We start from the raw sequence: 24,101 nt of genomic DNA, 5'->3' as shown, positions 1-24,101 counted from the left end.
CTGTGATAGCACGTCGATAGACATCTTTATTATAACATACTACAAATGGTTATTTCCTTACTGCTTTTTGGCAACCATCGCATACGTTCCCAGTGGGCTCCCGGGCCCCGAGGCATGATGTGTCTTAAGTAATTTCAGTTCGGAAAGAAGAAGTGTCTTTACTTTGTCCGGGATCGGAAGCATTTTCAGTTCCACAGGCGCTTCTGCCAGTGTCATTTCGGTTTCCCAGCGACCGTCCTGCAGCTCAGGAGAATGGATCGAAGTCTCTTCCTTAATCGTCCAGCCTGCCGCAGAGACAAGCTCTTGGATGTCCTCCGGTGTAAAGAGCGTGCGCACATTGGAGAAGCTGTTCTCCTTGTAACATTCGACCTGGGACTGAATCAGAACGGATAACCAATGTGAGAGCTGGCTCACATCTGTAACTCGGGCATCCCATTCTGCAAAACATAACTCATGTCCCCACGTCCTAACCTTGCTAAGAATCTCGGCGAGTTCGTCAAACGATTTCAAGTACCAAGAACAATGGGAAAGTACAATAACATCAAACTCATTCTCGGTGAATTGAACCTGATCACTTAAAATGTCAAAATCATAATCCATTCGAATTCGATCACCCAGTGGAGATCTCCGCAGCTTGGCTGCCGCTTCGCCTACGGTCAGCGGTGTACCATAATCCTCTGGTGCAATATCTACACCATGAACGTACCCGTTCTCCCCCACCAGATGTGCAAGCACGGCCGTTGTATCTCCCTGACCACAACCGATTTCCAGAACCCGGCTGCCTTCCTGTATCCCCCAAAAGAGTCCCAGTTTCATCCGATGCTCGGTCTGAATGTACTGAATGGCGGCGTTGTCCTCCACGTCCATATACTTAATAAGGTCCCTGATGATAGATTCATTCATGATTCCTCACTCCTCAAAGAGCAACCTAAACTTCTTGCTAATTGTAGCGTTACTGGAATAATTGTACAACACTAGAGTCTATGACAGAACCATGGCACGGAGGAGAACTCGTCCTATAGCAGATCTAAACCTCTGCTACATATCAATTCCTATGCCCACTGAGTTGCAAGCTTCTGAAGATAGGGTGTCAGCATGGGCTGTAATTCCTTGCGCATCAGTCCGATCTCCAAGATCGCCTGAATATATCCGAATTGATCACCTATATCGTAGCGACGCCCCTCCAGTTCAAGGGCCAACAGTTCCTCCACCTGACTTACTTCTTTCAAGGCATCCGTTAACTGATATTCCCCTCCAGCACCTCTCTCGATCTGATCCAGGATTGGAAAGATGGAAGGTTTCAGAATGTATCGTCCCATTACAGCTGTTCGGGATGGCGCTTCTGCAAGGGAAGGTTTTTCGACCAGATTGGTGACTCGGTGAACCCGGTCCTCTGCACCATTCGAATCAATAATGCCATATTTGCTCACATTTGCCGCGTCTACCTGACGAACACCAATGATCTGGTTGCCTGTCTTTTCATAGAGATGGACCATCTGAGCAAGTGCAGGTGGATCAGACACCATTATGTCATCTCCCAGCAGTACAGCGAAGGCATCATCCCCTACAAATTGCCGTGCACACCCAATGGCATGCCCCAGACCCAGTGGTTCCTTTTGACGAATAAAATGAATATTTGCCATCTCGCTGATGGCCTGCACCTCTTCCAGTAAAGACTGTTTGCCCTTGGCATATAAAGAGTGTTCAAGTTCAACCGATTTATCAAAATGGTCCTCTATGGATTTTTTGTTGCGTCCGGTCACAATGAGGATATTCTCAATGCCTGATTGTACTGCTTCTTCAACAATGTATTGGATGGCCGGTTTGTCTACAATCGGTAACATCTCTTTAGGCTGTGCTTTGGTCGCTGGCAGGAAACGGGTTCCGAGACCCGCTGCCGGAATAACTGCTTTTTTAATTCGCATATCATCATACACTCCTTTCATTTGCTTCTTATAACCAATATTGCACGCTGTGGGCAGCTAAGTAGCGATACGAAACACCCAATATCTGCTGGCCATATAGTTCAGAATCATCCCTATCAAGGTCGCTAGGATCTTGCTCATCACTAGACTCCAACCCAGTACATCGTGCAATGTCAACAGAATGAGGGCAGATAACGCGAGAACGATAAGATTGGTGATTAGAAAACGAATAAGTTTCGTTCTATCGCCGCCCCCTCGTGCCGTATCTCGAAAAGTCCACCTGCCGTTCAGCCAATAACTGTTCGCAACACCGCAGCTGTACGAGATTACTTGAGTCATCAGAACCGGTACACCGACCACTGCAAGCAAAGCAAACACCACCGCATCCACTGCCGTATTTGCAACACCCACAATACCGAACTTGAAGAGTGTCACCAGACGCTTAGTCATGATGAGCAACTCGGGCTGTCAATCGGGATTGCGCTTGCTGGCCCTCGGCCTGAACTACGTCTCTCACAATGTATAGCGGACGCGCCTTGGTCTCATCATAGATTCGGCCTACGTACTCGCCCAGAATGCCCAGCATGATCAGGATGAATCCGTTAAACATCAGCATGATACTCACAATGGATGGCCATCCCTTAATTGTTGAATCTGTAAAGATGGCCGAAACAATAACCGTTAACATATAGATGAATCCGCCAACCGACAGGATCGCACCTACATAACCTGCGAGCTTGAGCGGTTTATACGAAAATGAAGTAATGCCATCCAGGCTAAGCTTCAGCATGCGTTTCAGCGGATACTTTGTTTCACCTGCCAGACGTTCATCGCGTTCATATTCAATAGCAGTCTGACGAAATCCGACCCAACTGACTAACCCGCGCACAAATCGGTTTTTCTCCGGAAGACGTTTCATCTCATCACATACTTTGCGGTCAATCAGGCGAAAATCTCCGGTGTCCACTGGAATATCCGTATCCGTTGACGCACGCAGTACACGGTAGAACAGACTTGCCGACCATTTCTTGAAGCGAGTTTCACCGCTTCGTCTGGTGCGACGGGCATATACGACTTCATAGCCCTCTTTCCACTTGGCGATCATATCCAGTATCAGTTCGGGAGGGTCCTGCAGATCCGCATCAATAATAACGACCGCATCCCCCGCTGCATAATCCATACCTGCTGTTATCGCAATCTGATGTCCGAAGTTACGGGCAAAATCAATCAGTCTGACACTCTCGTCCCAACGGGCGTAATCACGGATCATCTGTGCACTTCGATCCACGCTGCCATCATTAACGAACAACAGTTCATAACTCTCTCCCGTGCTGCCCATGACCTTCTTCAGACGCCGATAAGTCTCCTCGATCACCGCTTCCTCGTTATACATGGGAATAATAATGCTGTATCGGTACGCGTGAGCCATGTTTGTCCCCTCCCTTTTCCAATGGACTTCGTTCGAGATTTTTATTCTATACAAATTGAACTAAAGAATATTTACACTGTACACTTCGATGACAGACCAACCTTCCAATCGCTGTTATCCCCAGATTTTTTTGATTCCCTTTTCCTAAGGGAAAATCCGGAGATAAAGGCGAACGCTTCGCTTTTTCAGGTTTTTTCTGTCCTCTCCGTTATCGTGTAAATGATAAGTTCAATTTATATAGCTACAATTTCACTTCGTACAAGGTGGTCTGTCCGCCAAATCCGAACCCGAATCCAAATCCAAGTCCAGCTTCATTCTCCGTGTCACCGTTATCCATGGATCCGCTGTCGGTACCTGTCTTCCATTCTGACGTTGGAATCTCGGTTCCGTGTTCCTTGATCCAATCGCTAATATCCGAGTTCCCTCCACGTCCACCCATGCCACCAACCATGAAGTACTTCACTTGACCACTCTTGACGAGTTGTTCCAGTTCCTCCGTTGTGTACACCGGGTCTGACCCGGAGAAGCCTCCAAGCGTAATCACCGCTGCTTTCTCATCGATGATATAAGGTGCTGCCTGATTATAGTCCGTAGTGGCGAAGAGATACGTTTCGCCTGTATTGTGCTCTTTTAGATAATTCAGTGTGGCTGTATCGACTTCTTCGTTACGGTTGCCCATTCCGCCACGGCCACCCATTGTAGGCATTTCTGTGTCTCCTGCCCCGCTACGCATCGGCATACCCATGCCGGATTCGCCAAACATACCATTGGAACCAGTAGGTCCTGCTGCCGGAATCATGCTGTTGCCACCATAAGTAATTGGGGTGAATGCCCAGTAGATTGGACCGATCAGCATCGCCATGAATCCTGCGATAATGAAGCCCTGTTTCCATTGATGTGTGCGATGAAGCATACCGACAAGGATGACCGTGACCAGAATGCCTGCGATCAATTCCCTAATGGACCAGCCTGCACCAATCGTATCGTTATACGCCTGCATGATATACCAGCCAAACAGGGTCGTCAGCAGCACGGACACCGGAAGCAACCATGCCTGCCAGCCATTGCGATCACGATATGATTTCCACATCGCTACAAATCCTGCGCCAGTCAGCGCCGCAATTGGAGGTGCAAGCATAATCAGATAATATTGATGGAAGAAACCTGCCACACTGAAAAAGGCAGCAACGGGAAGCAGCCAGGACAGCCAGAACAAGGCCTCCTTGTGCTTGTTAGTTATATTTCTCCGTCTTAATCCTGCAAATATGGCAATGCATCCAAGCAGCACAACTGGCAGAAGCCAGCTCGCTTGACCTGACAGTTCAGTCTGGAACAGACGCAGAGGACCTTTTTCCCCTGTACCGAACATGCCTCCCATGCCACCGCCGAAATTTCTTCCATTTGGCATTTCCATATCATTCGGCATCTGCCCGTTCGGGAAATTGCCATTCGGCCCATTCATGCCACCCATGGCGTTCAAGCCGTTCGAACCATTCATATTATCGTTATCCGGTGCATTGACATCTTGCCCAGCGCCAGGAACACCACTGCCTGTCTGATTAGGACCTGAAGACGAGTCTCCTCGATTGCCACGATTATCTCCCTGTCCCATACCATTTGGCATACCTGCGTTACCTGCAGTATTCTGCTGACCCGTTAGGCGAGCCAGACCATTGTATCCAAAGGCGAGTTCCATGACCGAGTTTGTTTCACTGCTACCGATATAAGGCCGCTCGTCTTCGGGTATAGAATCCACAGTGACCGCCCAGGATAAGGAAACCACCGCCAGAACCGCTGTGCTGCCGATCAGCAGGATGATCTTCCTTCTCCATTTCGCCTGAAATGCAAGCAGATAAAACAAGTAAAAAGCCGGGAGAATCATGTAGGCTTGAAGCATTTTCATATTAAATGCTACGCCTATTAACCCAAAAGCAACCAGAATGCGCCAAGTACTTCCTTGTTTGCTGCCTTTGAACAAAAACCATGAACCCAGCAGTAGTGTAAACACCAACATGCTGTCAATATTGTTGGTCCGGCTGACTGCCGCCACGACAGGCACAGTTGCCAATGTAAGTGCCGAAATTCGTGCTGCTGCAAGACCATATGTAGGTTTCACCATGAAATAGATCAGGAGCACCGAACCGATTCCCGCTAATACTTGAGGCAAAATAACGCTCCATCCATGCAGTCCAAAGACATAGGCAAAGGCCGTCTGAATCCAGAAGACAACGGGTGGTTTATCTACAGTGACCGAGCCTGCCGAGTCGAGTGAAGCATAGAAAAAGTTGTGGAAGTTGCTGAGCATACTCCCAACGGCAGTCGTATAATAGGAATTGGCATATTGATCATTCCAGATACCGTACCCATTCAAAAATGCCGCCAGTAATACAATCGACAGAAGGACAAGATCCATCCTTCTTTTGGTGTTATTCAATGTTGATCACTCCTTCAAAGTTCTTCATGTCTAGTATTGTGACATGCCAAAATAAAACTGGGATGAGTGCCCGCTGAATGTTGTCTGAGGATAATTCACAATCCTTTCAGCTAAATTTCAGTTTGGCAAGCGATAATACTACATACAGTCCCTCCGAAGTGAGGGAGAAGTCTAGATGAAACGGGCAAGGAGAGAAGGCAAATTATGAAGCTTAGCAGCGGAATTAAAATACTATTGGCTGATGATGAACCACATATTTTACAATTTCTAGAGCTTGGATTAAGCAATGAGGGCTTTGATGTGCGCACCGCACCCGATGGAGCGGCTGCGCTTGAGTTGGCGCTTGAATTCAAGCCACATATGGCTATTCTGGATGTCATGATGCCAGAGATGGATGGATTCGAAGTGGTCGAGCGTCTTCGTAAGACCGGTGCCGAGGTTGGCGTAATTATGCTAACAGCGAAGGACGAAGTCGAGAATCGGGTTAAGGGCCTTTGGCTAGGTGCTGACGATTACATGATCAAACCCTTTGCCTTTGACGAGCTGCTCGCCCGGATTCAGGCCAGACTTCGTAATCAATTTCCTTTATTAATAGGAGCCGTCACCCACGGTCCCTTCCGAATTGATGATCAGCGCAAAGAAATAACCTATCAGAATCAGGTCTTGGAGTTATCTCCTACCGAATACGAACTGTTAAAATTTATTGTTCTTAATCATGGAATTGTACTTAGCAAAGCGACCATTCTGAGTCGGGTTTGGGGGTATGATTTTGGCGGGGAAGAAAATATTGTGGAGGTTTACGTTCGTTCCTTGCGCGACAAACTCGGGGATAAAGAGCATAAACTCATTCGTACGCTTCGGGGTGTCGGGTACAGGGTGGATCTCTGATGAACTCGCTGCCTAAGAAAAATAAACTTCGTATAAGACGTCTCCACCACTGGATATGGCCTCGTTCATTACGTTCTCAATTGCTCTCACGTTCTCTGTTCGTGCTTGCCGGGCTGTTATTGTTAATCGGTATCCTGCAATTCTGGATCATGGAAAGCTTTCTCTACCGGAATCAGGCAAAAACCATGGAAGAACAGCTCATGTCCATGCCTCCGGTTTGGCTCGGAATCCAGTCACGTAGCGGCTCTTCCAACAATCCTTTCGGTGGACAGGCAGGAAACGGGTCTGGTAATCGGGTGTTGTTTATTCCTGACCGTTCACTGGCCCTGTTTGATAACCAAGGTACGTTCGAGGATATTTTTGGAGAAGACGGTCTGAAAGCCCCTCAACTAGCAACCGTTGAATATCAGGACATTACAGATGAGTTGAAAGAACAAAAACACATTCCCTATCGGATCGTCACGGATAGCCAAGGGAATGAGCAATTGATTGTATTTGCTTCACCCGGTCCACGCAATCGTGGTTTACCGATGGTCCAGATGGGCACAGCTACGAAGCCACTGAGAGATTTGATTATTAAACAGCTTCTGATCTTCCTCATGTTATCGCTGTTGGCCATGGTAGCCGGTCTTATTCTATACACTAAGGTATTACGCCGGACGCTGGTTCCCCTGTCCAACATGGTGAATAAAGTACAGCAGATCGATGCAGGTAGCCTCGCAGAACGGCTTCCCGTCGTTCAGGGACAAGAAGAAGTGGATCAGCTCGCAGTTTCATTTAATGGCATGCTTGAAAGACTGGAGAATTCGTTTGAAGCGGAGCGGGAATCGAAAGAGCAGATGCAGCGTTTCTTGTCTGATGCTTCTCATGAGCTTCGTACCCCCCTCACCTCCATTCATGGCTTCATTGAAGTTCTACAGCGGGGTGCAGCGACCAATCAAGATCAATTGTATAAAGCGCTGGACAGCATGCACGGCGAATCGGTACGAATTAACAAGCTGGTTGAAGATTTGCTGTTACTAACCAAGCTGGATCAGGCTCCAAAGCAGGAGCGGGAGGTCATTCAGCTAGACAGTCTGTTGCTCGAAATGCAACCACAACTCGCCATGATGGCTCAGCAAAGATCCATGCATCTTGATCTGACGGCTGAAGTATATGTACTGGCTGACGCTTACAAGGTGAAGCAGGTTGTGCTGAATCTGTTCCATAACGCGGTGCAGCACACCGATCTTGAGCATGGAGCCATCTCCATCACGTTATATGCCACGCATCATAAGGCTGAATTATCAGTGAAAGATAACGGCACAGGCATTGAACCTGAACATCTGCCCCATATCTTTGAGCGATTTTACCGCACAAGCAGTTCTCGTTCGCGCAAACAAGGTGGCGCAGGTCTTGGTCTAGCCATTACCCGCTCGATTGTGGAGTCGCATGGTGGGAAAATTACCGTACAAAGTCAGGTAGACCTGGGAACTGACTTTATGATTTTGCTGCCGCTGCATAAGACTGATGTCTAGGCTGAGCTTCGGCTATACGTAAGCTAAAAGTTGGCTATACGTAGCTCTAGGTAGATCTACTTGATCATTACGCAAGCTCTAGGCGAGCTCTCCAAACGCTGCTTTTCTTCCATTTTAATTCCGGCTTTTTATTGCATGAAGAATCCCCCTCTCATTTCGGTTGAGGAATGAAAGGGGATTCTTTTTGTATCCGATTATTATGTTGGTAGCCCAATGGGTTTCAGGCTAACGAATCTGAGACATCTTATTCAAGGATTTGAAGCTTATATATGCTTTTCATAAAATACCATTGTCATTTTGTCGTTAATTGCTTTTGTTGCACCCGTTTTTTTGTAGCCTATCTTTTCATACAAATAACAGTTCCCTTTCTCTTGTAAGATGGTACCTAATTTCCATGACTTTGCATCATCATATATCTGCTCAACCATTGTAAAGACTTTTTGAGAAATTCCTTTTCCTTGATGTTCTGGCAGTATAAAAATTGGACTAATACTATAGTTTTGATTATCTTTTTTCACGACTCTAATTCCACCAACAGCAACATCAAGATGATGGATTATGAAATAATCTGTGAAAGATTGATTGATTTGAGTAATAATTCTTTCTACGGTTTCATTGGCGGGGCTTGTTGCAAAATCCTGATATTTTTCCAACAAGGGCATAAATGCTTTGACTTTCATTTCATGAATAGTCACTGCATCTTTTAAATCTGCTTTATACAGTGAAACCTCCATTAAATATATACCTCCGATTGATACGCTTGTTAGAGACAGGATTTATAGTACATGCTCTGTTAACTTAGTACAAGAAAGATGTTCGCCTACGTTTGGTGTTTGTTTCATTTACAGCATATAAACAAGATAAACTATCATTTTTTTATTCGACGTTGTATTCTCATATTCCTTGATATCTAAGTAACGGAACCACGCCAATACTTCATCTAACTTTTAGCTATCATCTGGGGGACAAGATCATCCAGTATGAACGATGGATTACCAAGGGTACACGCCATTTTCATCTAGGAATTCTCCGTTATGGCGTTTGCCATCCGTCGCATAACCCACGATAATCGCAGCGCCGGCTTCTTTTGATTTGCCGCCTTCGGCATTGCCATTAAGATCTGTTGATGTGAATCCGGGCGTTACCGCAAAGACTTGAGCTCTGCTGTTTTTCACTTCATAAGCCATCGAAAGTGTCATGGCACTGTTGGCCGTTTTGGATGAATTATAGTCGAAGGCGTTTAAAGTAAATTCCGCAGTTTGCATATGGTCCAGAGAAGCCATGTCAGTTGATACATTAATGATTGTGCCTTCATTATCTTTGATTAATGGGAACAATCGCTGATTCAAACGGAAGGTACCGAAAAAGTTCACTTCAAAGGCGTTCCGTAGATCTTCCTCTTTTGTATCCGTGAAGGAATGAGAGAAAGCACCCGGCATACCCGCGTTATTGATCAAAAGGTTTATTGTGGGATAAGTATTGTGAATTGTATCGGCTGCCTGCTCAATGCTCTTCAAGTCGCACATGTCGATCTGTACAAATTCTACATCTAACCCCTTGGAAGTTAATTCTGAAACAGCCTCTTCCCCCCGTTCAACACTACGTGCACCAAGGATAACTTTCCAACCTGCTTCACCCAATTGCTTTACGATTTCATATCCAATTCCTTTATTTGCTCCGGTTACAAAAACAGTCTTTTTCATGCGAATCCTTCTTTCCATAATTTGATTTATATTTAACAATATATAAGTTACTATGCTACACTTAGTGTAGGTCAAATTATTTTTATAAAAGAGGGATTAACATGTTAACGATTGGAGAAGTAGCAAAAAAAGTTGAAATCTCCATTGGAGCGATCCGCTTTTATGAAAGAAAGGGATTGCTGAAACCTGCTGCACGAAATGAGCAGAATAACCGTCTTTATTTGGAGGATGATCTGAACTGGCTGGTTTTTATCAAATGCCTTCGCGAAACCGGGATGAGTGTGGAAGACATCAAAAAATATTATGATCAGGTCAACGAAGGAACCTCCACGCTGAAGGAAAGAACCAAGCTGATTGAGGATCAAAAGCAAAAGTTGCTGAATGATATAGAGGAGAAAAAAGCGCAGCTTGTTCATTTGGACAACAAACTGGAGCGCTATTATCGAGGGGAAAATTATTAACAGAAACCTTGTCCTATAAACTAAATGACAGAAAAAATCAGGCAGCCAGCATTAACTGTCTAACCTGATCTGAAATGTTGAAACTTATAGCGAATTTCAATGAGGTCAAAAGTTCAATCAAAAATGATCTTCGCCCTTACGCAGGTGGTAATGGTTATACTTTTCATCCTCGATCTCGATTAAATTTACCCGTTCAAAATTACATTTCTGTATCACCTTATTAGATGCTGGATTGGTAGTCAAAGCGATGGCATTTAACACTTCCACGTTTGTATGTTCAAACAAATACTCCGTCATTCCTTTGAGCGCCTGCGTGGTGTAACCACGATTTCTGAAGTGTTTCGAAATACCGTACATAATCTCCCGATTGGGTGCTGGCAGTTCGTCCTTAATCCCTGAGCAACACCATCCTATGAACTCATCATTTTCTTTGAGTACGATAGCCATACGTAAATATAACTCTCCGATATCCCCTCCCGCCATCACAGCTTGTTTAAAACGCTGATTCTCAGGAATTTCATATTCGGTGAGCCACAGGCTCCTATCTTCAATCGTAGCGTTCCATCCCGGTAAGAATTCATACACCTCAGGTTGCCACGTAATTTCTTGCAGTTTCTTCAAATCCTCGAGTCGATACTCACGTAAATAAATATCCTTGCAATCGATGATTAATTCATCAGTTTGTATGAGTTGCTTCATAATTCCTCCTACTACACACTTAAATTCAGCTTATTAGCTTTACTTCAAACAAGGCCCTCTTTTTCCATAAACTCATCTTTGGTTAATCCAAAGAGGATCATATCCTGGTATTTTCCATCGGTGTAGATCACCTGGCGACGCACACCTTCCTGAATACATCCAAGTTTTCTCATCATGGCTGCAGAAGGTTCATTTCCTTCGAGTACAGAATCATTGAATTTGTTGAGCCTACGCTCGAAGAAGGCATACTTCAGTAAGATTCGTACGGCTCTGGTCCCGTATCCTTTTCCTCGATGATCCCTGTCAATTTGAATGCCAATGCTAAAGGTACCGTTCCTTTCATCAATGCTGTTCAGATTCACACCTCCGACATTTTCACCATCCATATTTACAATTGTAAACATGATCCGTTCTTTGGCTAAAGAAAAATCAGAGAAGTTTTCCGTGAAACTCTTCGCTTCAACATGGGTTGGCGGCAACTCTACTGCACACTCTAATAACCGACGGGCGGGTGTATCAAAGCGGTTATAATAATGATCTTCCCAATCTTCCTCACGCAAAGCACGCAATCTAACCTTGTCATCCTGCCAGAAATATTGACTATAATCGATCTCTCTCAATTCGCCGCCCCCTAGATTATTTTATCTCCAACTTTAAGATCCATCTTTATGGCTTTTCAGATCTTCTATAATTTGCTTATGCGTAGACAAGAAATGTTCTGGTATAGAATGTATATCAAAAAATCTTGTTTCTATGGATTCTTCACTTTCTATTATAGTTCCAGAAAAATCTTTGCTTTTAAACATCACTTGCACTAATGCAACTTCATCTCCATTACCATAAACCACTTCGTACTGGGGCCCAGAATATATCGAGAATAAATCCATGGAGTTCAGTATTAGACCAGTTTCTTCGTAGACTTCTCTCTTGGCTGTCTCCTGGACACTTTCTCCCATCTCCATAAAACCACCGGGAAATCCCCAGAATCCATTATCCGACCGTTTCTGCAATAGAATTCTTCCAGCCTTATCGAACACGATTGCTCCTGAAACCACCATGATCACTTTGGAATTACCAACAAATGACCTCACATACTTAATATAGTCTTGCTCCATGGACCGTCTCCTTAGCTTGTTTTATATAGAATATAATAACCCATAATGTGGAATTAGAGGAGATTTTTTTTCATTAAACACAACGAAAATAACCCCCGAACAGGATAAAACCTGTCGGAGGCTACGCTCTAATTTATATCAGAATCCCTTTACGATTCTTCCGTATATTGAGGCTTGGACACGTTATCCGGAACCGTTTCGTCAAAAACATCCTGACCTGGATAATCCCTTACGTCTCCCTCGTGAAGCTCATGATTTTCATAGTCAAAACGATGTGCAGACCGCTGGTCCACCCGCCACGGAGAACTTTTCCCAAGAGACTCGGATAGTAAAGATGAACCGTAAGGACCCTCCGGGAATTCTTCGAGTGTGATATCGTTTCGCTGCGACTCCACCGTAGACACATCGGTATATTCTTGCCGTTCTTCACGCAAAAACTTATCTTTCATCGTTTATCCCTCCTGATCCACTTCAGATGACCAACGTCCACTTATTGTGAGCGAGGACAAACGCATTTATGCATGATCTTTGGAAAACACTGCGTTTATGGTTCTAATCCATCGTCTTATTCATCACCGGATCCATCACGTTAATCATCGCCATCACAACTAGCGAATCCATATTAATAGTACAAAAACTATGAGGCCAGCCATGCTAATCCAGGTATCACGTTTGGACCATACCAATAACGATGAACGTCCTCCGAGCGTAGAGTGCTCTCTAACTTTACGCATTTCCATCGCAATGGTCATATCCTCTGCACGTTGGAACAGTGCCATTAACAAGGGAATCACCATCGGACCCAGGTCACGAATTCGAACGGTATTTGGTCTTAAAGCCGCCTTTCCACGTGCCCGCACGATCAGTGAGAATCGCTGCCACTCACTCCAGATCATCGGGATAAACCGAAAGATTAACGATACAGCAAGAGCAAACGAAGCTACGGGCAACCTGATCTTTTTACCGATACCGAGTACCCAGTTAAGCCCTTCTACCATTCGCCCATAAGGTGTCGTCAACGAAAACCAAAGGCTTGCCAATGTGACGATAAACAAACGATACACATTCAGCAAAGTGCCCTCCGCCTGCATCAGGGAAAAGCCAAAGTGCAGACCTCCTCCCTCTGTTGAAAGAGTTGTCCCAGATAACGCCGTTGATATGATGAAAAAGAATAATAATGGCTTCATTAACTTCATACATCCAGCCAAAGTCTGACGCGGGAGCACGGCAAGTGCTGCTACTACCGGCACCAGTGTTAACGTCAATCCCAGCCATCGCTGTTGAAGCATAGCTGCGGTGACCAGCAAAATATACAAAATCCATTTCAGACGCGGGTCCATAACGCCATATAATCCGCCTGAATGAGTCAAGGTCTTCGGAAGAAGCTTTGGATCATCTTCAGTTTTAATGGACGATAGCATCAGTGCTTTTTTTTCATATTTCATTACATCGCTCTTGACTTCCATCGTTACCGTCGCTGATGCTTCTTTCAATTCGTTCTGAATCCCCACCTTAACTGACGTGGAATGAACAATACTTTCAGCCATCTCCTCTGGCGTCATCGCGGTCAAAGGCAGCTCAAGACCCGCTGCTCTAAACTGCTGTACCAGTCTCATCGATGGTGGCAGTCCAATCCCTGTCTGCTCCAGCAGTTCAGGCCTTTTGTGAAGTTCTCTCGGCGTAAGATCAGCGATTAGACGGCCTTCCTGCAACAACAATACTCGATCCGCACAAGGCAAGAATGTATCCAGATCATGGGTTGCTACCACGCCCCCACCACCTGCCAGACGATGTTGCTCCAATACATCCAGCAAAAGCCCGACACTTTGCGCTTCCAACCCGGCGCTTGGCTCATCCAGCAGAAGCCAGTGTGGATTGGTCACACTTCCGAGAGCAAGACCTAACCTGCGCTTCTCTCCCCCACTTAGAGCAAATGGCGACCTGTCCAGATGAAAACGTCGGTCCAACTCCGAGGACACTAGCGGGTCCCATTGGTTCAGTGCTTTTGTGATCTGCTCTTGTTGCTGTTTCTCTGAAAGTCGATAGGGACGCAGAGAATATGAGAATTCACGCTGAATACTTCGGGCAAACAGTTGTTGTTCCGGAAATTGAAACAATAGTCCCATTTGCAATAAAATCGACTGCGGCACTTTTCCTTCTTTCCAGAAAGGTGTGCCATCCAATGTGATACTTCCTGCATCGGGCGGTCTCAGACCAGCCAACGTCTGTAATAAAGTCGTTTTTCCTGAACCGGTGCAGCCCAGCAGCAAGGTGATTCCCCCACTGTTCAACTGTACACTCACATCTTCAAGCAGTGCACGTTTGCCCGATTCCGATGCTTCTATACGTATATTGGTTAGCTTGATCTCCAACGTGCGACCTCCTTGGCCAGTTGCTCAGGTCGCAGTGGCATGGCTTCTGGCATCATACCTTTTTGCTTGAGCAATAACGCAGTTTTTACAGTAAAAGGAGGGTCCAACCCTAACCGTTCACAGGGAGATAGCTGTACATTTTCCCAAGTAGCCTTCTCATTCAACTCTGTTTCATAGAAAAAGGACTCCGGCGCCCCGTTGTAAACACAACGTCCCCTCTCCATAGCAATGATTCGATCACACAGGGTTGCTTCCTCCAGATGGTGTGTAATCCAGATCACCGTTGTCCCCCGCTGGGTAATCTTCTGAACGATGGCCTCGATACGGTCTCTTGCTCCCGGATCAAGCATGGCTGTTGGCTCATCCAGAATCAATATATCCGGTTTGGCTGCGAGCGCTACAGCAATATTAAGCAGTTGTTTCTGTCCACCGGATAATTGTGAGACAGCCTTCTCCGGGGGATATTGAAGTCCTACGGTATGTAATGCATCCTGCCGGCGCTCCAATTGCTCTCCTACAGAATCCATCAATGGTGACAGCGCAAAATGAAACTCCTCTTCAATCGTATCGCCAAGTACCTGTGCATCCGGTTGCTGCAATACACCCCGAACGGTAAGTTCATCCGAGATATCCCGTACCCCTCCAGATAGTGGAATGAATCCAATCAGTAGTCCAGCGAGTGTGCTTTTTCCACTGCCATTCGCCCCTACAATACTAATCCATTCTCCTTGGTGCAGCGTAAGTGAGACCCCATCCAGTGCTTTTCTCACCTGACTACCTTCGGAAGCATAATGCACTCGAACATCTTCTAATGTAATTATAGGCAGGTTGCCTTGCATCGTAAATTAGTCCTTTCCCTTTCTATTGTTATGTGGTACGATCCTAATCGTTAACCACATTTATATAATTGGTTAACAATCATATTACCAAAATGGAGAGGATTGTTCAAACATGAAATTATCTTTGCGAGGCATTGTATTCAGCGCACTTATGGCCGCAATTTTAGTGCTTTTTGGTTACATAAGCATTCCCATTGGCTTCTCCCCTGTACCGATAACATTACAAACTTTGGCTGTCATGCTGGCCGGAGGATTACTTGGTCCACTCTACGGTTTTCTAAGTGTCACGATGGTTGTTCTGCTCACCGCTCTTGGTTTCCCCTTGCTGCATGGGACCGGAGGACTTGCGGTACTGTTTGGACCTACCGGAGGATATGTGATGATGTGGCCGATCTCCGCTTTATTGATTGGACTGCTGCTTGCACGAATCAACATCAAAGGTGTAACAGGATTCATTCTCGCTTTTGCTGTATTTGAACTATTTGGTTCACTGCTCGTGTATGTCTCGGGGGTCCCTTGGCTTGCCTATGCTTACAAAATGGACATACCTGAGGCCATGATTCAAGGGTTTTATCCTTACATAATTGGGGATTTGATCAAGGCTGCATTTGCTGCCATCATCATTGCGCCCGTGCGCATGGTTTTCCCACCTCAACGTCTCACAGGTAACATGCATTCCACGGTTATAAAAGCGGATTCTTAATAGAAGCTACATATCCTATTAGATCACAAGCCTTCATATTCTAAAACAAAAACCGCCAAAATCACTTTGGCGGTTTTCGTTACTTCTCTTCCTCTAAGATTGTTCTGTCATCGGGAGTGATCCGTGTAAATCTTCTTTAGTTCAACTTATATATTCACCTGAATTAATTGACGCTCTGTAATCTGAAATTGTTGATCCGCTGTATTTTCAATAAACCTCTGATCATGAGATACATACAGAATCGTTCCTTCATAGGCCTTAATAAAACGCTCCAACGCTTCCAATGCATGCATATCAAGAAAGTTCGTCGGCTCATCCAACAATAGAATGTTATATTGTCCAAGAAACAAGTGACATAATTGAAGACGAATCGCTTCTCCTCCGCTTAATGTCCCAACATTCTTCAGCAAGTCATTACCTGTAAACTGCATCGCATGCAACGCACTTCTCAGCTCAGATTTCTCATATTCCGAACGATTTTTCAGGAATTGTAATACGGTCTCTTTTGTCGTAAAACGATAGCTCATTTGCTGAAAATAACCGAGCTTTGCTTTTGGAGACATTGTGATGTGATCCCCAGCATGGAAAACATGGTTAAGCAATGTACTTTTCCCACTGCCATTGGCTCCGGTTATCGCTATTTTTTGTTTTAATGGAATTTGAAAACTTACATCCTCCAACAATATGTTTCCATCCACCTCAAGTGTAAGGCGATCTGCCATAATCGGAAATCGATTGTGCAGCTCCAGTGTCTTTGGCTGACGGAAGATCATAGGCCGATCCTCTTGCACCGCTTGTACCTCGTGAAGTTGTTGCATCCGCTGTTCAATCGCTTTGGCTGCGCGGTGCACCGCTTTTTGACTGGTGCCTTTGGATTTTGTTTCAACCATACGGTTTGTTTTTGCCTTGGATTCTTTTTTGGACATGCTTCCGGCCTGCGTTATTTTCTCGGCTTTCTTCATCTTTTCCCGAGCGGCCAGCTCCAATCGTCTTTTCTCCTTGGAAAACTGCTCATGGGCCTGGTTTTGTTGTTCACGCTCCAGCCTCTTCTGTGCCTGATAATCACTATAGTTGCCGGAATATACGTGAACCTCACCTTGATGGATTTCCCAGATCGTGGTCACCAGTTCATCCAGAACCGCACGATCATGACTGATCAGCACAAGCGCCCCATAATAATAACGCAATTCATCCAGCAAAAATGTAATGCCCGCTTGATCCAGGTGTGTTGTTGGTTCATCCAGTAACAGTACTTCATGATAATGAGTGAACATTTGAGCCAGTTTTAGACGGGTCTGTTCTCCGCCACTCCATGGCTGATCGTGTTGAGGTATCGCTAATTTACTGAGTAAAGCCCCGTCAACTTCGAGATTTTCGTTAGGCTGAGGAGGTTCCACTTGTTCCAAATAACCAAACTCTGCAAAACGTTTTACCTTTCCGGCTGTTGGCTGGATCTGCCCCGCAATGAGTTTCAACAATGTACTTTTACCCTGACCATTACCACCTACTACACCAATGCGATCCAGTTGATGCACAGCCAGTCGCTCAATGTTCAGTATTACTTTATCCATATAGGTCATCTCAACCTGTTCTAATTCAAAACATATCTTTTCCATATTCGCTACCTCCGAAATAAGATTTATTTCGTATCGATAGCGAAGCACGCTTCTATCGATACGAGCTTATCGTGCCAGCTCGTATCAATAGAACAGTAACGTCATCATAGCGGTTACCCCCAGTAGTCTGTATTGAGCGCCTGTACCTAATTATTTACCTGATTAAGATAATCAGAAGAAAAAACAAAGAATCACAGGCCACGGCCTGTGATTCAACGTAAACGGGAAAGCGAGTATAACACTTATTTTTAGGTCAGATGATTGAAAATGACAGACTGATCCCGTTTACTCTGAACCAATAGTCAGAGCCTTTGAACGTATTCAATTACCGATTCAAAGGAAGGAAGCGCAGTCTCATCGCATGTGTCATGTTCAATAATCCACCTTTCATTATCATGTATAGATGTACAATTCCAATTATAATTTTCCAATTCCACCATGTCAACGGAATGATGAAAACACTAGCCATCAGATTAGTACATCAATCTACTTTTGTTCCTGAACATTACCGCTACTTAACTTTAATAGAAGCTCTTGGCTACTAACCCGACCTGTAGCCTGCGGAATCACTTCTTCGTAGTTGGCTGAGTTGGTTACAATAATAGGTGTCACCGTATGATAACCAGCAGCCTTAATCTGTGCAATATCGAACTCAAGCAACAGATCTCCCGCTTGGACCCGATCGCCTTCTTTGATATGGGAAACAAAATGTTGCCCATCCAATTTAACGGTATCAACTCCCACATGAACCAATATCTCAGCACCGGTGTCTGATACTACAGCCAAGGCATGTTTTTTCTTGAATGCAACGGTAACTGTGCCGTCAAAAGGCGCTACAACTCTGCCCACAGTTGGCTCAATCGCAATCCCTTTACCCATTGCTCCCGATGCAAAGGCCGGATCCGGAACTTCCGACAATTCAACAATCGTTCCTTCAATTGGGCTAAATACAATTTCGTCCGAAGCATTCGTTGCACGAACAGATTGCTGATCGGATGTCGTAGATTCGGTTTTTATTTCTTCTTCAACCGGATCTTTGAAGCCCATGATGTACGTTAGTACAGCCGAAACAACAAAGGATACTACGATACCCAGAATCAATCCTGGGAAACCTTGTCCACCTGGTCCGTAGAAGATTGGCAGGGTCAGCAACCCTGGTGCACCGGATGCAAATGCCAATGTGCCCGCTTGACCAATGATAGCTCCACCAACTGCACCACCGATTACGCCTGCAATGAATGGACGTTTCAGTGGTAATGTTACCCCATAGATGGCCGGTTCAGTAATACCGAATAATGCGGTCAACGTGGATGATCCAGCCAGCGTTTTCAGTTTTTTGTTCTTTGTTTTCAGCATAACCCCAAAAGCAGCACCCGTTTGAGCAAAGATCGAAGCTGTCGCAGCGGGTTTAACACCATCCTGTCCATACACTGCAACGTTGTTGATAAATACCGGAATAAGACCCCAGTGTATTCCGAAGATAACGAGCAACTGCCAGCTTGCACCCATAACGGCTCCTGCGAGCAATGGACTGAATCCAAATGCGGCAACCAGTCCAGCTGCAATTCCATTACCAACGTATACGCCAAATGGTCCAAATACAAGCAATGTCAGAGGTACCATAATCACTAGCAAAAACAATGGCGTAACAAAGTTTTTCACACTATCGTGAAGTGTTTTATTAAAGAACTTTTCCAACTTGCTCATGACAATGACAGCTAAAATGATAGGAATAACTGTAGATGAATAGTTCATCAAGATGACAGGGATACCGAAGAAATCCGTTGGTGTTCCCTCTGATTTCAACGTGACGATGGACGGATAGATCAGTGCTCCTGCAATCGTCATCGCGACAAACATATTTCCCTGGAATTTACGTGCTGTTGTAACCGCTAACAACAGAGGCAGGAAATAGAAGAGACTATCTGCTGCTGCATACAAGATCGTATATGTTGTTTCTGTCGTTTCCAGCCATCCAATATTGCTCGCAATCAACAATAACCCTTTTAGAATACCGGCTCCCGCCATAACACCCAGAAGTGGTGCAAAGATGCTGGATATGATATCGATAATCCCCCCGAGCCCTTTGGCTGTTTTGCGAGGTTTTTCTTTATCTGAGGAATCGTCCAGAATGTTACTGATCTGTCCAATGGCACTATAGACTTCAGGCACCTTGTTACCAACAACCACCTGGAACTGTCCTCCATTTTCTTTGACTGCGATGATGCCTTCTGTTTTCTCAAGTTTGGCTTTGTCTGCCTTGGCATCGTCCTTCAATACAAACCGTAATCGTGTTGCACAATGAACCAGCGATTCCACATTTTTCTCACCGCCAACCAGTTCTACAATCTCTTTGGCCAGTTTCTCTTGACTCATGATCTGCACCCCCACTTTTTCTCAAACAGGCCTCTTACCGATTTTTTTGCACGCAAAAAACCTAAGCCTTGAGCAAGGGGACACAATGGTCCTGACCTTCTCATGACTTAGGTTTTGCCTGCATAACCAGTAACAATCCCAGTTAAATCGTATTCAATTCCTGTTAATCACATATTATTATAATAAAACCATTTTTGTCAACATTTAAATATTATCGATTAACCACTCGTTCGATATGAACCGTCAGATACAACTTTTCTTCATTGGTCAGCTCATGGTTGTACTCTTTTTTGACAAACAACTCAATTTTCTCCATGCACGCTGCGGCATCCGGATGTTTCTCCTTAATCATGTCATAGAAATGATCATAGTTGTTGTCGTAATGCGTACCACTGAGCACACGCTGGGAGAAGAACTTCAGATGTGTGATAAAGCGAAAATAACTGAGAGAGTCCTCATCAAATTCCATTTTGAAATGATATTTCGCTATATTAATAATCTGCTGGATAAACTTCGTAATATTCATCGTTGTAATAACTTCTTCGTTCATCTCTGCGTTAACAATATGAAGAGCAATAAAAGCGGCTTCATCGGGTGGAAGCTCAATATTCATACGAGTGTTGATCTGTTCCAGCGTCCTCAGGCCGAGTTCGAATTCGGACTTGTACAACTGTTTGATCTCCCACATTAATGCGTTCTTGATCTCCACGCCTTCCCGATAACGTTCGATGGCAAAGTTAATATGATCTGTAAGAGATACATAGATGTTCTCATTCAGCTTTCGGCCCAGATTCTCACGTGCATACGTGATAATCTCTTCCACAATTTCAATCAGTTCCATCGGAACTTCCCGCAGTAGCATTTTGAAATTATCGGAAGTTTGTTTGTTTTTCAATGCAAATACTTTCTGGATGCGGGTCTCGTCTACTTTATCCCCCGGCTTTTTCTTAAAGGCAATCCCACGTCCCATCACCACAAGCTCTGCTCCATCCGCCTGATAGATGCTAATGACGTTATTGTTGATAACCTTTGCTATTTTCACTTCAATCCCCCCGTCACGTTCCACTCTCTTGGCAGTTATACATCGTCTTTTGGGCATACAAAAAAAACCTGAAGCATCACAAAATAAACAAGACGTGGTGGTCTGCTTTTTTTGGTGCTTAGGTTTTGCCTACTTCGAGTAGTAACAATCCCAGAAACGATATAATTGCGTCAAGTATAGCGCGAACCTGACTATATGTCAACGCTTTCAATGTGGGGACAAACGGAAGTCCCATGGTTATATAGCTTGAACTAGATAATATTTACACTAGCTACTCCGATGACAGAACAACCTTCCGATCGCTGTTATCCCCAGCTTTTTTCTGTCCTCTCCGTTTTGTGTAAATGTTTAGTTCAATTTATATAGATGAAACTTCCGATGTTTTATTGCCGTACAAGACCATTTTAATTCAGAAAAATATAAATTACGCGTCACCCAGGTTTGTTCCGTTAGATTCGATCACATTTTTGTACCACTCAAAACTCTTCTTCTTCAGTCGTGTCAGCTCACCTTGACCTTCATTATTACGATCCACGTAAATGTAGCCATAACGTTTTCTCATCTCACCTGAGGAGGCACTTACAATATCAATAGGTCCCCAGCTGGTGTAACCAATGATGTTCACCCCATCCTGAATGGCCTCACCCATTTCAGCTACATGTCGTTTCAAGTAGTCAATCCGGTACGCATCATCCACTTCACCTTCCGGTGTAACCTCGTCATTGGCACCAAATCCATTCTCAACAACAAACAGCGGCTTCTGATAACGATCATGTAGTTGATTGGCGGTAATACGGAATCCTTTAGGATCAATCGTCCAGCCCCACTCGGACTTCGCCAGATATGGATTGGCTACCGAGCCAAATACATTACCACTGGTCATATTTTTGATAACTTCCGGATCGGTACTGGTTGTACGACTTGAATAATAACTGAATCCGATATAATCTACGGTATGATTCTTCAAGATTTCCGCATCACCCGGCTGCATAACAATTTTCAACTCGTGATCTTTGAAGAAACGTTTGGCATAACCCGGATATTCCCCACGTGACTGCACATCGATGAAGAAATAGGACTCTCTATCTTTTTCCATGCCCTGGAACACATCTTCCGGATTACAAGTATACGGATAGAAGCTTCCTGCGGCGAGCATACACCCAATCATGGCACCAGGAATAATCTCATGACATGCCTTGACTGCCAGTGCACTTGCAACCAGTTGGTGGTGAGCAGCCTGATATTGAATTTCCTTGATGTTATCCCCTTCATTAAACGCCAGCCCCGCCCCAAGGAACGGAAGATGTAACAGCATGTTGATCTCATTAAATGTCATCCAGTATTTCACCTTGTCTTTGTACCGAGTGAATACCGTTGTAGCGTAAGTCTCGAAAAGCGTTACCAGTTCACGACTTCTCCAGCTGCCATACTTCTCGATCAGATGCACAGGCACATCGAAGTGAGCTAATGTAACCACAGGTTCAATGCCGTTTTTCAACAATTCATCAAACAGGTTATCGTAAAATTGTAATCCGGCTTCATTTGGCTGTGCATCTTCTCCTGTTGGGAAAATCCGTGCCCAGGCAATGGAGACACGCAGTGCTTTGAACCCCATTTCGGCAAATAGAGCAATGTCTTCAGGGTAACGGTGATAGAAGTCAATCGCTTCGTGTGAAGGATAGAACTCGGTAGCAAGCGGTGTAAAAGCCGGAACATTGCCTTTCATAATACTTCTGCGGTTCTCTCCGGTCGGCAGCAAGTCAACGATACTCAGCCCTTTGCCATCTTCCAGATACGCGCCCTCCGCCTGATTGGCAGCAATGGCTCCACCCCACAGAAAGTCTTTAGGAAATTTAAAATTCGTCATCATCATTCTCCTTCCAAATATGTAATTCAGCTACCCGCTCCAATCGTAAGAAACATTAAAAAGACAAAATAGAAAAAACCCGAACCAGCCTGGGTACACGATTACGTGTAAACAAGCCAGCTCAGGTTATGCCCATATCGGTAACATTCCCAGATCATGATTATGCGGATTGGATAAAACTTTAGCAAGAATCAGAACAGTTGTCAACTTCTTGAAACCGGTTTAGCTTCGGATTGCCCACTACGATATTTGATAGAACGCAGCACATGTGCCGCCAAGAATCATCTGTTGATCTAGTATAGGTAAGGCATTAATGTGAGAATTAATAAGACCGTATACTTCAGAATACGTAGCTGAAACGTTGCTCACGGGCCAGTCGGACCCGAACATTAACCTTTGCGCACCAAAGGCTTCTATGGCGATATTCAGATAGGCTGTAAAATCCTTTGGAGTCCAATTTGCCCAGTCTGCTTCCGTCACCATCCCTGAAAGTTTACAGTACGCATTAGGTTGTGCGGCCAATGACTCAAGCGCTTCTTTCCACGGTGAGAGTATACCTGATTTTATGTCGGGTTTGGCTAGATGATCAAGTACAAATCGCTGTTCAGGAAACGCCTTAACCAGTTCAACGGCATAAGGCAGTTGCTCCTTGGATACCAACAGATCATAGGCCAAATCATACTCTTTTAGCAATGAAATTCCGCGCTGAAAGTCTTCTCTCAATACATACTTCAGATCAGGTTCATCCTGTATGACATGACGTACGCCCTTCAGATACGGATTGGACGCGAACAGTTCAAGCTGATTCCGAACTTTATCCGAACAAAGGTCCACCCATCCGACAACACCTTTGATACATTCATGCCGTTCTGAAAGCTGCAGAAGCCACTCGGTTTCTGTCAGTGATTGTCTGGCTTGTACCGCAATACATCCCTCCAGTCCGGATTGGATCAATAAAGGTTCAAGATCTTTTGGAAGAAAAGATTGACGAATGACTTTCATCTCTTCTCCAATCCATCCGTACTCGGCGACGTTGTATTCCCAAAAATGTTGATGTGCATCCAGCTTCATATTAGATCCCTCCCAGGGTATTTAAATCTAATTATCATTAAAAA

Annotated in this window: 22 protein-coding genes; 4 read left to right on the top strand and 18 right to left on the bottom strand. The window is 44.8% G+C overall.

Annotation, left to right across the window (positions count from 1 at the left end; genetic code table 11):
* Nucleotides 1-57 precede the first annotated feature (57 nt).
* From CXK86_RS15330 to CXK86_RS15310, 5 genes are all read right to left on the bottom strand, one after another.
* A complete protein-coding gene (locus tag CXK86_RS15330; protein WP_101314007.1) occupies nucleotides 58-903 on the bottom strand; it encodes a class I SAM-dependent methyltransferase in 846 nt (281 codons plus the stop codon).
* Between the two features lie 149 nt (nucleotides 904-1,052).
* Complete coding sequence (galU, locus tag CXK86_RS15325) at nucleotides 1,053-1,925, bottom strand: UTP--glucose-1-phosphate uridylyltransferase GalU (protein WP_036670734.1); 873 nt, start codon at nucleotides 1,923-1,925, stop codon at nucleotides 1,053-1,055.
* A gap of 57 nt (nucleotides 1,926-1,982) precedes the next feature.
* Nucleotides 1,983-2,375: a GtrA family protein gene (locus CXK86_RS15320; RefSeq protein WP_101314006.1), complete on the bottom strand. Its 393-nt coding sequence runs from the start codon at nucleotides 2,373-2,375 to the stop codon at nucleotides 1,983-1,985.
* Nucleotides 2,368-3,354, bottom strand: a complete 987-nt coding sequence (locus tag CXK86_RS15315; protein WP_101314005.1) for a glycosyltransferase family 2 protein — start codon at nucleotides 3,352-3,354, stop codon at nucleotides 2,368-2,370. Before CXK86_RS15315 ends, CXK86_RS15320 begins: the two co-directional genes overlap by 8 nt.
* Nucleotides 3,355-3,595: 241 nt before the next feature.
* Nucleotides 3,596-5,767 (bottom strand): ArnT family glycosyltransferase, encoded by a 2,172-nt coding sequence (locus tag CXK86_RS15310; RefSeq protein ID WP_257467873.1) that lies wholly within the window; start codon nucleotides 5,765-5,767, stop codon nucleotides 3,596-3,598.
* A gap of 225 nt (nucleotides 5,768-5,992) precedes the next feature.
* Between CXK86_RS15310 and CXK86_RS15305 the strand changes: the two genes are divergently transcribed.
* Nucleotides 5,993-6,676: a response regulator transcription factor gene (locus tag CXK86_RS15305; RefSeq protein WP_036670730.1), complete on the top strand. Its 684-nt coding sequence runs from the start codon at nucleotides 5,993-5,995 to the stop codon at nucleotides 6,674-6,676.
* Complete coding sequence (locus tag CXK86_RS15300; RefSeq protein WP_101314003.1) at nucleotides 6,676-8,193, top strand: sensor histidine kinase; 1,518 nt, start codon at nucleotides 6,676-6,678, stop codon at nucleotides 8,191-8,193. The genes CXK86_RS15305 and CXK86_RS15300 overlap by 1 nt, the downstream gene beginning before the upstream one ends.
* Before the next feature lie 263 nt (nucleotides 8,194-8,456).
* Here the strand turns inward: CXK86_RS15300 and CXK86_RS15295 are convergent, their stop codons facing one another.
* On the bottom strand, nucleotides 8,457-8,927 hold the full coding sequence (locus CXK86_RS15295) for a GNAT family N-acetyltransferase (RefSeq protein WP_101314002.1): 471 nt from the start codon (nucleotides 8,925-8,927) through the stop codon (nucleotides 8,457-8,459).
* 258 nt (nucleotides 8,928-9,185) lie between these two features.
* Nucleotides 9,186-9,896: an SDR family NAD(P)-dependent oxidoreductase gene (locus tag CXK86_RS15290; protein WP_101314001.1), complete on the bottom strand. Its 711-nt coding sequence runs from the start codon at nucleotides 9,894-9,896 to the stop codon at nucleotides 9,186-9,188.
* 101 nt (nucleotides 9,897-9,997) lie between these two features.
* Here CXK86_RS15290 and CXK86_RS15285 point away from each other — a divergent pair, with 101 nt between their 5' ends.
* Complete coding sequence (locus CXK86_RS15285) at nucleotides 9,998-10,357, top strand: MerR family transcriptional regulator (protein WP_076249478.1); 360 nt, start codon at nucleotides 9,998-10,000, stop codon at nucleotides 10,355-10,357.
* 117 nt (nucleotides 10,358-10,474) lie between these two features.
* Here CXK86_RS15285 and CXK86_RS15280 read toward each other — a convergent pair whose 3' ends face one another.
* The 6 genes from CXK86_RS15280 to CXK86_RS15255 form a co-directional block, all read right to left on the bottom strand.
* Nucleotides 10,475-11,056 (bottom strand): GNAT family N-acetyltransferase, encoded by a 582-nt coding sequence (locus CXK86_RS15280; RefSeq protein WP_101314000.1) that lies wholly within the window; start codon nucleotides 11,054-11,056, stop codon nucleotides 10,475-10,477.
* Between the two features lie 44 nt (nucleotides 11,057-11,100).
* Nucleotides 11,101-11,676 (bottom strand): GNAT family N-acetyltransferase, encoded by a 576-nt coding sequence (locus tag CXK86_RS15275; protein ID WP_101313999.1) that lies wholly within the window; start codon nucleotides 11,674-11,676, stop codon nucleotides 11,101-11,103.
* Between the two features lie 33 nt (nucleotides 11,677-11,709).
* A complete protein-coding gene (locus tag CXK86_RS15270) occupies nucleotides 11,710-12,171 on the bottom strand; it encodes an NUDIX hydrolase (protein ID WP_074094880.1) in 462 nt (153 codons plus the stop codon).
* Between the two features lie 149 nt (nucleotides 12,172-12,320).
* Complete coding sequence (locus CXK86_RS15265; protein ID WP_036608432.1) at nucleotides 12,321-12,620, bottom strand: hypothetical protein; 300 nt, start codon at nucleotides 12,618-12,620, stop codon at nucleotides 12,321-12,323.
* A gap of 159 nt (nucleotides 12,621-12,779) precedes the next feature.
* Nucleotides 12,780-14,543 (bottom strand): ATP-binding cassette domain-containing protein, encoded by a 1,764-nt coding sequence (locus CXK86_RS15260; RefSeq protein WP_101313998.1) that lies wholly within the window; start codon nucleotides 14,541-14,543, stop codon nucleotides 12,780-12,782.
* Entirely contained in the window at nucleotides 14,528-15,382 is an 855-nt protein-coding gene (locus CXK86_RS15255; protein WP_101313997.1) for an ATP-binding cassette domain-containing protein, read from the bottom strand. The genes CXK86_RS15260 and CXK86_RS15255 overlap by 16 nt, the downstream gene beginning before the upstream one ends.
* A 112-nt stretch (nucleotides 15,383-15,494) precedes the next feature.
* Between CXK86_RS15255 and CXK86_RS15250 the strand changes: the two genes are divergently transcribed.
* Entirely contained in the window at nucleotides 15,495-16,085 is a 591-nt protein-coding gene (locus CXK86_RS15250) for a biotin transporter BioY (protein WP_101313996.1), read from the top strand.
* 146 nt (nucleotides 16,086-16,231) lie between these two features.
* On the opposite strand, the gene CXK86_RS15245 is transcribed toward CXK86_RS15250, so the two are convergent.
* The 5 genes from CXK86_RS15245 to CXK86_RS15225 all read right to left on the bottom strand — a co-directional run bounded on the left by CXK86_RS15245 (nucleotide 16,232) and on the right by CXK86_RS15225 (nucleotide 24,057).
* The gene (locus tag CXK86_RS15245; protein WP_101313995.1) at nucleotides 16,232-17,701 is read right to left on the bottom strand and encodes an Msr family ABC-F type ribosomal protection protein; all 1,470 of its coding nucleotides are present in this window, start codon (nucleotides 17,699-17,701) and stop codon (nucleotides 16,232-16,234) included.
* 486 nt (nucleotides 17,702-18,187) lie between these two features.
* The gene (locus CXK86_RS15240; protein ID WP_101313994.1) at nucleotides 18,188-20,077 is read right to left on the bottom strand and encodes a beta-glucoside-specific PTS transporter subunit IIABC; all 1,890 of its coding nucleotides are present in this window, start codon (nucleotides 20,075-20,077) and stop codon (nucleotides 18,188-18,190) included.
* Nucleotides 20,078-20,288: 211 nt separating this feature from the next.
* Complete coding sequence (gene licT, locus CXK86_RS15235; protein WP_074094875.1) at nucleotides 20,289-21,119, bottom strand: BglG family transcription antiterminator LicT; 831 nt, start codon at nucleotides 21,117-21,119, stop codon at nucleotides 20,289-20,291.
* Nucleotides 21,120-21,543: 424 nt separating this feature from the next.
* The gene (locus tag CXK86_RS15230) at nucleotides 21,544-22,986 is read right to left on the bottom strand and encodes a 6-phospho-beta-glucosidase (RefSeq protein ID WP_101313993.1); all 1,443 of its coding nucleotides are present in this window, start codon (nucleotides 22,984-22,986) and stop codon (nucleotides 21,544-21,546) included.
* A gap of 240 nt (nucleotides 22,987-23,226) precedes the next feature.
* Nucleotides 23,227-24,057, bottom strand: a complete 831-nt coding sequence (locus CXK86_RS15225) for an amidohydrolase family protein (RefSeq protein ID WP_101313992.1) — start codon at nucleotides 24,055-24,057, stop codon at nucleotides 23,227-23,229.
* Between the last annotated feature and the right edge of the window lie 44 nt (nucleotides 24,058-24,101).

Source organism: Paenibacillus sp. BGI2013 (genome assembly GCF_002843485.1).
In the GTDB taxonomy this organism is placed as follows: Bacteria; Bacillota; Bacilli; order Paenibacillales; family Paenibacillaceae; genus Paenibacillus; species Paenibacillus amylolyticus.
Note: the sequence above shows the minus strand (reverse complement) of the source record. Positions and strands in the feature narration are given on the sequence as shown.

What these genes read in the sequence shown, in the direction of transcription:
- CXK86_RS15330 (WP_101314007.1), bottom strand. Translation starts at nt 903, where the DNA reads ATGAATGAATCTATCATCAGGGACCTTATTAAGTATATGGACGTGGAG.
- galU (WP_036670734.1), bottom strand. Translation starts at nt 1,925, where the DNA reads ATGCGAATTAAAAAAGCAGTTATTCCGGCAGCGGGTCTCGGAACCCGT.
- CXK86_RS15320 (WP_101314006.1), bottom strand. Translation starts at nt 2,375, where the DNA reads ATGACTAAGCGTCTGGTGACACTCTTCAAGTTCGGTATTGTGGGTGTT.
- CXK86_RS15315 (WP_101314005.1), bottom strand. Translation starts at nt 3,354, where the DNA reads ATGGCTCACGCGTACCGATACAGCATTATTATTCCCATGTATAACGAG.
- CXK86_RS15310 (WP_257467873.1), bottom strand. Translation starts at nt 5,767, where the DNA reads ATGGATCTTGTCCTTCTGTCGATTGTATTACTGGCGGCATTTTTGAAT.
- CXK86_RS15305 (WP_036670730.1), top strand. Translation starts at nt 5,993, where the DNA reads ATGAAGCTTAGCAGCGGAATTAAAATACTATTGGCTGATGATGAACCA.
- CXK86_RS15300 (WP_101314003.1), top strand. Translation starts at nt 6,676, where the DNA reads ATGAACTCGCTGCCTAAGAAAAATAAACTTCGTATAAGACGTCTCCAC.
- CXK86_RS15295 (WP_101314002.1), bottom strand. Translation starts at nt 8,927, where the DNA reads ATGGAGGTTTCACTGTATAAAGCAGATTTAAAAGATGCAGTGACTATT.
- CXK86_RS15290 (WP_101314001.1), bottom strand. Translation starts at nt 9,896, where the DNA reads ATGAAAAAGACTGTTTTTGTAACCGGAGCAAATAAAGGAATTGGATAT.
- CXK86_RS15285 (WP_076249478.1), top strand. Translation starts at nt 9,998, where the DNA reads ATGTTAACGATTGGAGAAGTAGCAAAAAAAGTTGAAATCTCCATTGGA.
- CXK86_RS15280 (WP_101314000.1), bottom strand. Translation starts at nt 11,056, where the DNA reads ATGAAGCAACTCATACAAACTGATGAATTAATCATCGATTGCAAGGAT.
- CXK86_RS15270 (WP_074094880.1), bottom strand. Translation starts at nt 12,171, where the DNA reads ATGGAGCAAGACTATATTAAGTATGTGAGGTCATTTGTTGGTAATTCC.
- CXK86_RS15265 (WP_036608432.1), bottom strand. Translation starts at nt 12,620, where the DNA reads ATGAAAGATAAGTTTTTGCGTGAAGAACGGCAAGAATATACCGATGTG.
- CXK86_RS15255 (WP_101313997.1), bottom strand. Translation starts at nt 15,382, where the DNA reads ATGCAAGGCAACCTGCCTATAATTACATTAGAAGATGTTCGAGTGCAT.
- CXK86_RS15250 (WP_101313996.1), top strand. Translation starts at nt 15,495, where the DNA reads ATGAAATTATCTTTGCGAGGCATTGTATTCAGCGCACTTATGGCCGCA.
- CXK86_RS15245 (WP_101313995.1), bottom strand. Translation starts at nt 17,701, where the DNA reads ATGGAAAAGATATGTTTTGAATTAGAACAGGTTGAGATGACCTATATG.
- CXK86_RS15240 (WP_101313994.1), bottom strand. Translation starts at nt 20,077, where the DNA reads ATGAGTCAAGAGAAACTGGCCAAAGAGATTGTAGAACTGGTTGGCGGT.
- CXK86_RS15230 (WP_101313993.1), bottom strand. Translation starts at nt 22,986, where the DNA reads ATGACGAATTTTAAATTTCCTAAAGACTTTCTGTGGGGTGGAGCCATT.
- CXK86_RS15225 (WP_101313992.1), bottom strand. Translation starts at nt 24,057, where the DNA reads ATGAAGCTGGATGCACATCAACATTTTTGGGAATACAACGTCGCCGAG.